This window comes from Enterococcus sp. AMC2644 (assembly GCF_058216475.1).
Map to the genome: position 1 here is coordinate 2,579,214 of NZ_CM177095.1, position 12,571 is coordinate 2,591,784.

Here is a 12,571-nt window from a genome sequence, read left to right on the forward strand (position 1 = left end):
GGATAAGTGGAGATTTCTATGGTAGGTTATAAATGAAATCTATAACAAAGTGGGTTTGTATAAGGAGGATTAATTATGAGAATACAACAATTAGAATATTTAGAGAAAATTGTCGCATTAGGTTCGATGAATGAGGCAGCTAAAGCATTATATATGACACAGCCTAGCTTATCTAGTGCGATTAAAGAACTGGAAAATGAAATGAATATTCAAATTTTAGTTAGAAGTAAGAGCGGTGTTCGTTTGACAGAAGAGGGACGCGAGTTTATGTCTTATGCGCAACAGATTATGGATCAAGTCCAATTATTGGAAGAAAAATATAAAGACACACGTCCTCGTAAGCAAACCTTTTCAGTTTCAGCACAACATTACGCTTTTGTCGTGCATGCCTTTGTTGAATTAATTAATAGTTTAGATGTGGAAGAATATCAGTTTAAGTTGCGTGAAACAGAGACAGAAAATATTTTAGAAGATTTAAGTCGTTTCAAAAGTGAGTTGGGTATTTTATATTTAAATTCATTTAATGAGAAAGTTATGATGAAACTGTTTAAAGAACGGGAATTGATTTTTCAACCGCTTTTTCATGCCAAGCCGCATGTTTTTGTAAGTAATACCTCACCTCTAGGGCAGAAGGATTTAGTAGAACTATCTGACCTGGAAGATTATCCTTATTTGTCTTATGAACAAGGAGAACGTAATTCATTTTACTTTGCTGAAGAAATTTTAAGCACTTTAGAGCATCGTAAAGATATTAAAGTCAGTGATCGTGCGACTATTTTTAATCTGATGGTTGGAGTGAATGGTTATACAATTAGTTCAGGTGTTTTGAGTAAAAAATTAAATGACGATAAGATTATTGCAGTACCTTTAAATATCAAAGACGAAATGACAATTGGCTATTTAAAGCATAAGCAAAAGGAATTATCGCCAATTGCTCAACAATATTTACAAATGTTAGAAGACCATATTCAAGGATATGGCTTTGAAATTTTATAAGGAATAGTTGCGTGTGTTGGATAAAAAGTGTATATTTATTCAAAAGATGAGATCTTGTTAATAAAATATCCGTTTCTAATTAAGAAGGGGTTGGTTAGTGGCGAGACTTTAATACAAATTAGGAGTGATTGATATTGGGAAATTATTTATTTTCAAATTATGCAAGAAAGCCTTTTGAGATTATGGAAGGCAGTGGTTGTTATGTAACTGACAATCAAGGAAAAAAATATTTGGATTTTACCAGTGGAATTGGTGTAATGAATTTAGGCTACAATCAAACTCACTTAAATCAAGTATTAGCAGAACAAGCACAAAAAATCTGGCATACGCCGAATCTTTATGAAAACCATTTGCAAGAAATTGTTGCAGAAAAATTAATTCAAGACAAAGACTATTTAGCTTTCTTTTGTAATTCAGGAGCAGAAGCAAATGAAGCGGCGATTAAGTTAGCTCGTAAAGCAACCGGTAAATCTCAAATTATTACTTTTACAAATTCATTTCATGGGCGTACATATGGCGCGATGTCAGCGACTGGTCAAACAGCGATTCATAAAGGTTTTGAACCATTAGTTCCTGATTTTAGCTATGTTCCTTATAACGACTTTTCAGCTTTACAAAATCAAGTTTCAGACCAAACAGCAGCTATTATGCTTGAACTCATTCAAGGAGAAGGCGGTGTAACGGTTGCTGATCAAGAGTGGATTCAGCAGATTGCAACACTTTGCCAAGAGCAAGAGATTTTATTGATTGTTGATGAAGTACAGACGGGAATTGGTCGTACAGGTAGCCTATTTGCATTTGAACAATTTAATATCGAACCAGATATTTTTACTTTAGCAAAAGGGTTGGGTAATGGTTTTCCAATTGGTGCAATGTTAGGAAAAACGGCTTTGGGTGACGCCTTTGGTCCAGGGAGTCATGGTACAACTTTTGGCGGAAATAAATTGGGAATGGCTGTAGCAAGTGAAATCTTAGATAACTTATCTTCTGAATTTTTAATGACTAGTCAACAAAAGAGTCAGCAACTATTTGCAGGTTTAAATAAAATTAAATCAGACAAGATTAAAGAAATCCGTGGTAAAGGCTTAATGATTGGAATTGAACTTCATTCGGATGTTTCTGTGGCTGATATATTGGAAGAGTTGGAAGAAGAAGGACTGTTGGCTTTACGGGCAGGAGCAAATACTTTGCGTTTATTACCACCGTTGATTATTTCTGAGGAAGAAATTAGTTCAGGTCTTGAAAAATTAACTAAAGTTTTAGAAAAATAATAGGAAGAGTTATTTTGTCTAGGCAAAATAACTTTTTTTGTATAAAAATGTAGTTAATATTCGTCTTTTTTACATATTTTTACAAAAAAATACATATTTTTTTATAAAAAACCATTGACCTTTAATGAATAACTCTCTATAATTCTAATTACTTTATAGAAGGAGTGAAGAGGATGAAAGCAGCAATCGTTGGCGTAACAGGATATACAGGGATAGAGTTGGTACGTTTAATCCATCAACACCCTTCATTAACATTGGGGACATTACATAGTCATTCAATGCATAAAAACTCAATTTCAGACTTATATCCACATCTACAACAGCTTTGCGAGCAAGAAGTTGAAGTATACGATGCAGAAAAAATCATGGAAAATAATGATCTCGTCTTTTTTGCAACTCCTTCAGGAATTAGTAAGGATTTAGTCCATGAATTTGTAGCACAAGATTTTCCAGTTATTGATTTATCTGGTGATCTTCGCTTAAAAGATTTAGAAAGTTATCAAACATGGTATAACAAAGTACCTACTACACAGGATATTGTAGATAAGGCAACTTATGCCTTACCAGAGTTTTCAGCAATTGAAGGGAATTTAATATCAAATCCAGGATGTTACGCTACAGCAGCGATTCTTTCGTTGGTTCCTTTGATTAAAGAACAACTTATTGATTTGGATACAATTATTTTAGATGGTAAATCGGGCTTGTCTGGTGCAGGGAAGCAATTATCAGATAGTAGTCATTATGTGACAGTTGATGAAAATATGACGATGTATAAGTTAAATCAACATCAACATATTCCAGAAATTATTCAATTTTTACAAACATTCGATTCACAACTGTCAACTATTCAATTTACAACTAGTTTGATTCCTATTAAGCGTGGAATTTTTATGACACTTTATGCCAAAGTCAAACCAAATGTAACGATTGAGCAAATACAACAAGCATTTGACAGCTATCAAACCAAACCGTTTGTCCGTGTACAACCAGTTGGTAGTTTACCAGAAATACGCCAAGTAACAGGAACGAATTTTTGTGATATTGGTTTTGGTTTAAATGAAGAAAATCAAACGCTAACTGTAGTAGCAGTCATTGATAATTTGATGAAAGGTGCTGCTGGTCAGGCGATTCAGAATTTTAACTTATGGGCGGGAATTGAAGAGACTTGTGGGTTAACCCAAATACCATTATTCCCGTAAGGAGCGAATAAACTAAATGGAAAAAATTAAAGGTTCGATTGCTAGTCCAATTGGTTTTTATGCGGATGGCATTCATTGTGGATTAAAAAGAAAAAAATTAGATCTAGGTTGGATCTATTCAGAAGTACCAGCGAGTGTGGCTGGCGTTTTCACAACAAATCAAGTACAAGCGGCACCTATTAAATTGAGCAAAGAAGTAATACAGACTGGTAAAATTCAAGGGATTATTGTAAATTCAGGAAATGCAAATGCTTGTACTGGCGAAGAAGGTTTGATAAATGCACAACAAATGCAAAATTTAGCAGGCAAAAAATTAGGAATTGATTCTTCCTTAATTGCAGTTGCTTCAACAGGGGTGATTGGCCATCAATTACCGATGCCAAAAATTGTAACAGGAGTTGAATTATTACATCAATCGAATCATCAGCAACCAGAAAATTTTCAAAAAGCTATTTTAACGACAGATACGATTGAAAAAGCAATTACTGTAACAGGAGTTATTGACAATCAGCAAGTGACGATTTCTGGATGCAGTAAAGGTTCAGGAATGATTCATCCCAATATGGCGACAATGTTAGGCTTTGTTACTACGGATGTGGCAATTTCATCCATATTGTTACAATCTTTATTAAAAGAGTTGACAGAGGTGACTTTTAACCAAATTACAGTTGATGGTGATACTTCGACCAATGACATGGTAGTTGTAATGGCAAATGGATTGGCTAAAAATCAAGAAATTACTGAAAAAAATACAGCCTATAAACAATTTAAAGAAATGCTAGCAGTTGTACTCACAGAATTGGCAAAATTAATTGCAAAAGATGGTGAAGGGGCAACTAAATTAATTGAAGTGGATACAGTTGGAGCAAAAACCGCTAGCGATGCTCGAATGATTGCGAAAGCGATTGTTGGTTCAATGCTAGTAAAATCAGCTATTTTTGGTAAAGATCCAAATTGGGGGCGTATTTTATGCGCAATTGGTTATAGCGGTGTTGAATTTAATCCAACAAAGGTAACGATTGAACTTGCGGGAATCCCCGTATTTAAAGCAGGCGAGCCACTTGAATTTGATATAGAACAAATGGAAGAAAATTTAAGTGAAGAAGAGATTAAAATAAGCGTGTATCTAAATGATGGCGATCAATTTGGACAGGCTTGGGGCTGTGATTTGACGTATGATTACGTTAAAATTAATGCACTTTATCACACATAGGAGGAAATGAATATGAAAACAATAGTAGTAAAAATGGGCGGTGTTGCTTCAGATAATTTAAATGATGCTTTTTTTCAGAAAATTTCTTCTTGGCAAAACCAAGGATATCGTGTGATTATTGTTCATGGAGGAGGACATTATATTTCAAAAATGATGGATACTTTAGGCGTTAAAGTAGAAGTCAAACAGGGATTACGTGTCACCTCTGAAAAAACCTTAGAAATCACTCGGATGGTTTTATTAGGTCAAGTGCAACCAATGATTACAACACATTTTCAACAAGCAGGTTTTCCTACGCTGGGGGTGAATGCTGGCTGTGATCAATTAATTCAAGGGAAAGTTATTGATGAAGAAAAATTGGGTTTCGTTGGTGAAGTAACAGCAATCAATAGTCAACTTTTAAACATCCTAATTGAAAAAAAGCATATCCCGATTATTGCACCATTAGGAATCACTGAATCTGGACAATGGTTAAACATCAATGCTGATGAAGTCGCTTGTAAAGTTGCTGCGAGTATTAAGGCAGAAAAATTATATCTGTTAACAGATGTTCCAGGAATAAAAAAAGAATCTGAATGGTTAAAAGAAATTTCTGTGGCAGAAATTTCTCAATTAAAGACAGAAAAAGTAGTTACTGGTGGCATGCTACCAAAACTAGATAGTGCGCACAAAGCTCTATTGGCGGGTGTGAAATCAGTGTTTATCAGTAATACAATTGATTCGTTTGGAACAGAAATAAAAGTAGCTGTAGGTTGAATTGGATGGAGGAAAACGATGGAATTTCAAGGAAAAAGTTTTTTAGCAGAAAAAGATTTTACACAACAAGAATTACAGTATTTAATTGATTTATCCCAACATTTGAAAAAACTAAAAAACCAAGGGATTGCTCATCGTTATTTAGAAGGGAAAAACATTGCCTTACTATTCGAAAAAACTTCAACACGAACACGGGCAGCATTTACCGTTGCTTCTGTTGATTTAGGTGCGCATCCGGAATTTTTGGGTGCCAACGATATTCAATTAGGGAAAAAAGAATCAGTTGAAGATACTGCGAAAGTTTTAGGAAGTATGTTTGACGGTATCGAATATCGTGGCTCAAGCCAAGCAGTGGTTGAAGCTTTAGCAGAACATGCGGGCGTCCCTGTATGGAATGGTCTGACGGATGAATGGCATCCAACACAAATGATTGCGGATTACTTAACGATTCAAGAGAATTTTGGTAAAGTCAAGGGGATTAATCTCGTCTATTGTGGTGATGGACGTAATAATGTTGCCCGTTCACTTTTAATTACAGGAGCTATTTTGGGGACAAACGTTCGAATTGTTGCGCCAAAAGAATTACAGCCTGACGAACAGTTAATTGCTTTAGCAAAAGAGTATGCTCAACAATCAGGTGCTGAAATTTTAGTGACAGCGAATGTAGATGAAGGTGTTTTACATGCAGACGTATTATATACCGATGTTTGGGTATCGATGGGTGAAGAGGATAAATTTGCTGAGAGAATTGAACTATTACTTTCTTATCAAGTCAATCAAGCAATGGTTGAAAAAACACAGAATGAACAAGTGATTTTCCTGCATTGTTTACCTGCTTTTCATGATGCAGAGACGGATTATGGTCAAAGTATTCAAGATAAGTTTAACTTAAGTGAAATGGAAGTTACCGATGAAGTCTTTCGTGGGAAACATGCTAAACAATTTGAGCAAGCAGAAAATCGGATGCATTCAATTAAAGCAATTATGGCTGCAACTTTAGGCCACTTATTTATTCCAAATAGTTAAAATTGAACACAAGACTAGCGCAATAAAAAAAGATTTGCTATAATCAGTGTACATTTCATACATGATTTAGTGATCAAGAGAGTAACTTTTTATTTTTTTACTAGCGAATTCGGGAGGGTGGAAGCCGAATAAAAGAAGAAAAGCGAAGCGTACTTGTGAAAATTTGCTAAGCAAACGGTGTCTACCGTTATCAGATAAAGTGGGTTCGATTTTTTCGAACAATCAGAGTGGTACCGCGGGAATTCTCGTCTCTAGTGTTTTTTACACTAGGGACTTTTTGTTTGCTGTCGCATAAAAAATCAATGAGACTAATTTTAGGAGGAAATAATTTATGAATAACAAAGACATTGTATCAAAAGCAATTTTTGATGTTGTCAAAGAAGATTTATCATTAGAACAAGTCCAACAATTGCTAGAAAATCCCAAATCAGCTGACCATGGAGACGTAGCGTTTCCAGCATTTGCCTTGGCAAAAGTTTATCGTAAAGCCCCGCAACAAATTGCTGCTGATTTAGCTGAAAAAATTGATGGTTCATCTTTTGAAAAAATTGAAGTAGTCGGACCGTATTTGAATTTCTTTATGAATAAAGCGGTAATTAGTCAAAATGTTTTAGCAGCTGTTGTGAAAGAAAAAAATCATTTTGGTGATAGTAATGAAGGAAATAATGCGAATGTTCCAATCGATATGTCATCTCCTAATATTGCTAAACCAATTTCAATGGGACATTTACGTTCAACTGTTATCGGAAATTCAATTGGCTTTATTTTAGAGAAAGTGGGCTACCAACCCATTCGTATTAATCACCTAGGAGATTGGGGCACTCAGTTTGGTAAATTAATTGTAGCTTATAAAAAATGGGGGTCAGAAGAAGCTGTTCGTAATGAGCCAATTACTGAATTATTGCGTCTCTACGTAGATTTCCATGAAAAAGCAGAAGAAGATAAAACTTTAGAAGATGAAGCACGTGCTTGGTTTAAAAAATTGGAAGATGGCGACGAAGAAGCTATCGCATTATGGCAATGGTTCCGTGATGAATCAATGAAAGAATTTAATAAAATCTATGATATGTTAGAAGTATCTTTTGATTCCTTAAATGGGGAGGCTTTCTACAACGATAAGATGGATGAAGTTGTAGAAATGTTGGAAGAAAAACATTTGCTAAAAGAGGACCAAGGAGCAGAGATTGTTAATTTAGCAAACTATGATTTGAATCCTGCACTAATCCGTAAATCAGACGGTGCAACCTTATATATCACACGTGATATGGCAGCGGCAATTTACCGCAAGCGTACGTATAATTTCGGTAAATCATTGTATGTTGTTGGTAATGAACAAAGTTATCATTTCAAACAATTAAAAGCTGTATTAAAAGAAATGGGCTTTGATTGGGCAGATGATATGTACCATATTCCATTTGGTCTAATTACTAAAGATGGGAAAAAATTATCGACACGTAAAGGTAAAATTGTTTTATTAGAAGAAGTATTAAACGAGGCAATTGCTTCAGCTAAAGAACAAATTAGTGAGAAAAATCCAACCTTGGAAAACAAAGAAGAGGTCGCTAAGCAAGTAGGAGTAGGGGCAGTTGTTTTCCATGATTTGAAAAATGATCGCTTAAATAACTTTGATTTCACTTTAGAAGAAGTCGTTCGTTTTGAAGGGGAGACAGGACCGTATGTTCAATATGCACATGCGCGTGCAATGAGTTTATTAGCCAAAGCTGAATTTATTCCAGATGAAACAAAAAGCTATGCTTTAAATGATGAGGAAAGCTGGGATGTAATTAAATTAATTCAACGTTACCCAGAAACAATTCAACAAGCAGCAGACAAATACGAACCATCTATCATTGCGAAACATTCCATTAAATTGGCACAAGCATTTAACAAATATTATGCAAATACGAAAATTTTAGCAGAACATGAGCAAAAAGAAGCACGTTTAGCATTAGTTTATGCAGTTACTGTTTTGTTAAAAGAAGATTTACGTCTCTTAGGTTTGCATGCACCAGATAAAATGTAAGTAAAAATAGTCTGTAGGTCTGTGACATAAGTAAAAATAAGCCGAAAATATCCGAACAAAATAGAATGAGTTACGCCAAATCGAGGCGAAGTTACAACGAGGACCAATCTTCTATTGTTCGGATATTTTACTGTCAATCAACTTATGTCACAGTCCTTTTTGTATAGACAATTATTTAAAATCATGTAGAACTTAATTTGGTTGTATTATAGATTTAGTCAATACTATTGTCGAGAGGGAGATAGATGCGTAAAATAATATTATTTTTTTTAATACCAATCTGCTTTTTTTATTCTAAAGAAATTTTTGCTCAAGAAAATGTAAAACAAGACGTTTTAGTCATCTATTCAACAAAAGACGAGCAAAAGTTAAATGAATTACGCATGTTAGATACTATTTTAGGTCGATTCAATATAAACTATCAATTTATTAAGGAATCAGATATCCAAATTGATACAATTCAAAATAGTTCACACATTATTTATTTTGGATTAGACAAAACGACTTTTTCTTCAGAAACAAAAAAAGCATTAGACACATTTGATGGAAAGTTTTATGTGATAGGCCATAATGCAGAGCAATTGGCTAAAATGAATGTGTTTCAAATAGAAGGCGAGCTATTGGTTGATCAGATTATTTTAGATGATTTCGTTCAAAGGTTACCTGAACAAAGGATTATTTATCATGTGCAAGCATCAAAAGATGAGGTTGAACAAAAAGTGTCAGCTACCTTAGAAAAAGAGCAGCAAGTACCCTTAATCGTTCAAAATGATGAGAATTATTTTTTTGCTGCAGAAACAATGTTTGCACCATTTGGTCAATTAGTAGCAGACTCTCTGTATGATTTTTTAGGTGAAAGCCAACAAGGATTTGTTCGTTATTTACGTTTGGAAGATGTTCATCCCAAAGCAGATGCTCAGCAATTACGCCAGCAAGCAGAATATTTAAAGGACAAAAATATTCCTTACATGGTGGCGGTTATTCCTATATATACGAATAAAGATGGTGAGACGATTCATTTTTCAGATTCGCCCAAATTATTGAATACGCTCAAATACATGCAAGAAAACGGAGCAAGCATTATCTTACACGGTTACAAACATCAATATCGCAGTTCGGAAACAGGTGAAGGCTTTGAATTTTGGGATGTTGAAAATGACCGACCTATTTATCAAGAGGATGAAGCACCTGTAAAAAAACAAAGTGATTTTTCAACGGAAAAAGCATACAAAGAATTTATAAAATCTGGAGAAGAATTTGAAAGAGGCTATATAGAAGAAGCTATTACTAAAGGCGTATCTGAATTAGTTGAGCAAGGTTTATATCCACTAGGGTTTGAAGCACCGCATTATGCTATTTCTCAACAAGGGTATGAAGTTGTTGCAAAACATTTTAGTTCATATATTGGACGTCTTCAATTAACGGATCAAACTTATCAAAGCGAATATCAGCCGACATATGCCTCACAACCATCTTTTTTACACGGTATGACTGTTTATCCAGAGACACTTGGTTTTATTGAAGAAGGGGACAAACAAGCATTTTCTGCTATGGAAGAACGGGTACACATGCTTTCCAACTATCGTCAATCTTATATTTCAGCGTTTTATCATCCTTATTTAGGATTAGATGGGTTAAAAAAAGTAGTAGGCATGTTAGAATCGGTAAAACAAGCCACATGGTTAGATTTGAAAGAAGAAAATAATCAAGTTCAAGTAGATAACTATTTAATTACTTCGCAAAAAGGCCAAGTTCGTGTTAATTATACAGATGTTTCACAATTAAATTCACATAAGAAACAAGTCATGTATTATGGTATTGTAGGTATCGTCATATTTGCGAGTATTCTAGTCTTATTTTTTAAGAAAAGAAATTAAAAATGACATCAACTATTAAAATAAATACCCAACGATAGAAAGTGTGTTCTATCGTTGGGTATTTTTACTAAATGGCATGTATTTTAAAATAGTTTTCGATAGTTTTAGCATCTTCTTCCGTGCGCGAGATGATAACTACAATATCAAAACCAGCTAAGGTACAAACTTTTTCCTTCATTGAAACCTCATCGATTGCCGCAGATAAGATGGGGGCATTATCAGGAATCGTATTAATTAATGTTAAAAATTGTACGCGGTCAACTTTTGTTACCACATCTTGAATAATGTGGATGAGGCGTTGATTTTCTGATTCTTCTGTTTGACCTTGATTTTCTTGGAATAACTCAAACTTTGCTTGTCCGGTTCCGTCAGGTGATTTAACAATTTGTAAATCACGAATATCACGTGAAATAGTTGCTTGAGTTGCAGTGACTCCTTCTTTTTCTAAAAGATGTAACAACTCTTCTTGTGTACGTATGGTATGGTTATTCACAAGTTGTTTAATTAATACATGGCGATCCGCTTTACGCACATGCTTCAGCTCCTTTTTGCATATAAATTCATTTTCTATCATAGCAAAAGATGGTTGAAATAGATAGCTTTAAAGTACGTAAAATTGAGAATTAAATGGATAATTCCATCATTAAGTCGGAATCCAAATATTTATTATTCACCATTGGGATTTCTTGAAACCCAAATTTTTGATAAAGCACAAGTGCCGTAGCTAATTTATGGTCGGTGTATAAAATAATTTTAGTTGCTTGTTGCGCTCTAGCTTTTTGGATAGCTGTTTCCATTAATAAATTTCCTAATTTTAACCCTTTATACTTTTCAGTTACCGCTAGTTTTGCTAATTCAAAAGTTGTTTCATTTACTTTAATTAAAGAGACCGTACCGACTATTTCATCCTGATATTTTGCAAAAAAGATACAACCACCTGTATCCAAAATAATTTCTTTGGGAGAATTTAAAATTTTTATATCTTCAGGTTCTACGGTAACATATTTTTCTAGCCACTCGTATCCTAAGCGTTTGAAATCATCCTGATATTTCTCTTCGTAAGTAATAATTTTAATGTGTTCCATCCAATCACCTTCCATCTTCTAACTAATAAAAAGTATATCATACTAGCTGTAATTTCAGATTAAAATAAAAACAGGTGATTTAATGGTTGCATATTTTGTAATGCTGTTATATACTATCAAAGGTGTATTAAGTCATTCTTAAGACACTCTATAAATCCACATTCTAAGAATATTTTTTGTGAGGTGCTTAGAAATTCTGAGTCCACAGAAGAGTTTTAAAACTTAGGAGAGGAAAAAATAAAAACCAAATTGGAGGAAACACAAAATGGCAGTAATTTCTATGAAACAATTACTAGAAGCCGGCGTACACTTTGGTCACCAAACACGTCGCTGGAACCCAAAAATGAAGAAATATATCTTCACAGAAAGAAACGGAATCTACATCATTGACTTACAAAAAACAGTTAAGTTAGTAGATGCTGCTTATGACTACATGAAAGAAGTCGCTGAAGATGGCGGAATCGCTTTATTTGTAGGTACTAAAAAACAAGCACAAGAAGCTATTAAAGAAGAAGCTATCCGCTCTGGTCAATACTATGTAAACCACCGTTGGTTAGGTGGAACTTTAACAAACTGGGAAACAATCCAAAAACGTATTGCTCGTTTGAAACAAATCAATGCAATGGAACAAGATGGAACATTTGATGTTTTACCTAAAAAAGAAGTTGCCGGTTTGAACAAAGAACGTGAACGTTTAGAAAAATTCTTAGGCGGTATCGCTGATATGCCAAGAATTCCAGACGTAATGTACGTGGTTGATCCTCGTAAAGAACGTATTGCAATTCAAGAAGCACACAAATTAAATATTCCAATCGTTGCTATGGTTGATACAAACTGTGATCCAGACGAAATCGACGTAGTAATTCCTTCAAATGACGATGCTATCCGTGCCGTTAAATTGATTACTTCTAAAATGGCAGATGCATTTATCGAAGGCAACCAAGGTGAAGATCAAGTAGTTGAAGAAGATTTCGTAGCTGAAGAAGCTGCAACTTCAATTGAAGAAATTGTTGATGTAGTAGAAGGCGACAACGCATCAGCTGAATAATTTTTAAACGACGGAGCTGTTTCAAAGGCTAGGCGAAAAGCCGCACTCTCCTTTGAAACAGCTTTTTTTAAAAAAAC

At 34.4% G+C, this 12,571-nt stretch carries 11 protein-coding genes and 1 other annotated feature; of the genes, 9 read left to right on the forward strand and 2 right to left on the reverse strand.

Translation table 11 applies throughout. From position 1 onward, the window contains the following. Window positions 1–75: 75 nt before the first annotated feature. The 8 genes from AC4BC5_RS12590 to AC4BC5_RS12625 all read left to right on the forward strand — a co-directional run bounded on the left by AC4BC5_RS12590 (window position 76) and on the right by AC4BC5_RS12625 (window position 10,361). Window positions 76–996 (forward strand): LysR family transcriptional regulator, encoded by a 921-nt coding sequence (locus AC4BC5_RS12590; RefSeq protein WP_490495710.1) that lies wholly within the window; start codon window positions 76–78, stop codon window positions 994–996. 128 nt (window positions 997–1,124) lie between these two features. Then, window positions 1,125–2,267 (forward strand): acetylornithine transaminase, encoded by a 1,143-nt coding sequence (argD, locus tag AC4BC5_RS12595; RefSeq protein WP_490495711.1) that lies wholly within the window; start codon window positions 1,125–1,127, stop codon window positions 2,265–2,267. 173 nt (window positions 2,268–2,440) lie between these two features. Beyond that, window positions 2,441–3,466 (forward strand): N-acetyl-gamma-glutamyl-phosphate reductase, encoded by a 1,026-nt coding sequence (argC, locus tag AC4BC5_RS12600; RefSeq protein WP_490495712.1) that lies wholly within the window; start codon window positions 2,441–2,443, stop codon window positions 3,464–3,466. A gap of 16 nt (window positions 3,467–3,482) precedes the next feature. Then, window positions 3,483–4,679 (forward strand): bifunctional ornithine acetyltransferase/N-acetylglutamate synthase, encoded by a 1,197-nt coding sequence (gene argJ, locus AC4BC5_RS12605; protein ID WP_490495713.1) that lies wholly within the window; start codon window positions 3,483–3,485, stop codon window positions 4,677–4,679. Window positions 4,680–4,691: 12 nt separating this feature from the next. Beyond that, window positions 4,692–5,435 carry an acetylglutamate kinase gene (gene argB / locus AC4BC5_RS12610; protein ID WP_490495714.1) on the forward strand — a complete coding sequence of 248 codons (744 nt, stop codon included), beginning with the start codon at window positions 4,692–4,694 and terminating at the stop codon, window positions 5,433–5,435. Between the two features lie 18 nt (window positions 5,436–5,453). After that, window positions 5,454–6,461: an ornithine carbamoyltransferase gene (gene argF / locus AC4BC5_RS12615; RefSeq protein ID WP_490495715.1), complete on the forward strand. Its 1,008-nt coding sequence runs from the start codon at window positions 5,454–5,456 to the stop codon at window positions 6,459–6,461. Window positions 6,462–6,521: 60 nt separating this feature from the next. Beyond that, window positions 6,522–6,717, forward strand: a binding site (T-box leader). 75 nt (window positions 6,718–6,792) lie between these two features. Next, the gene (gene argS, locus AC4BC5_RS12620) at window positions 6,793–8,484 is read left to right on the forward strand and encodes an arginine--tRNA ligase (RefSeq protein ID WP_490495716.1); all 1,692 of its coding nucleotides are present in this window, start codon (window positions 6,793–6,795) and stop codon (window positions 8,482–8,484) included. A gap of 245 nt (window positions 8,485–8,729) precedes the next feature. Next, window positions 8,730–10,361, forward strand: a complete 1,632-nt coding sequence (locus tag AC4BC5_RS12625; RefSeq protein ID WP_490495717.1) for a DUF2334 domain-containing protein — start codon at window positions 8,730–8,732, stop codon at window positions 10,359–10,361. A gap of 67 nt (window positions 10,362–10,428) precedes the next feature. Here AC4BC5_RS12625 and AC4BC5_RS12630 read toward each other — a convergent pair whose 3' ends face one another. Together AC4BC5_RS12630 and AC4BC5_RS12635 are read right to left on the reverse strand one after the other, a co-directional pair. Further along, entirely contained in the window at window positions 10,429–10,893 is a 465-nt protein-coding gene (locus tag AC4BC5_RS12630; RefSeq protein ID WP_490495718.1) for an arginine repressor, read from the reverse strand. Between the two features lie 91 nt (window positions 10,894–10,984). Continuing rightward, a complete protein-coding gene (locus tag AC4BC5_RS12635; protein WP_490495719.1) occupies window positions 10,985–11,446 on the reverse strand; it encodes a GNAT family N-acetyltransferase in 462 nt (153 codons plus the stop codon). Between the two features lie 265 nt (window positions 11,447–11,711). Here AC4BC5_RS12635 and rpsB point away from each other — a divergent pair, with 265 nt between their 5' ends. Further along, window positions 11,712–12,494: a 30S ribosomal protein S2 gene (gene rpsB / locus AC4BC5_RS12640; RefSeq protein ID WP_490495720.1), complete on the forward strand. Its 783-nt coding sequence runs from the start codon at window positions 11,712–11,714 to the stop codon at window positions 12,492–12,494. Window positions 12,495–12,571: the final 77 nt, after the last annotated feature.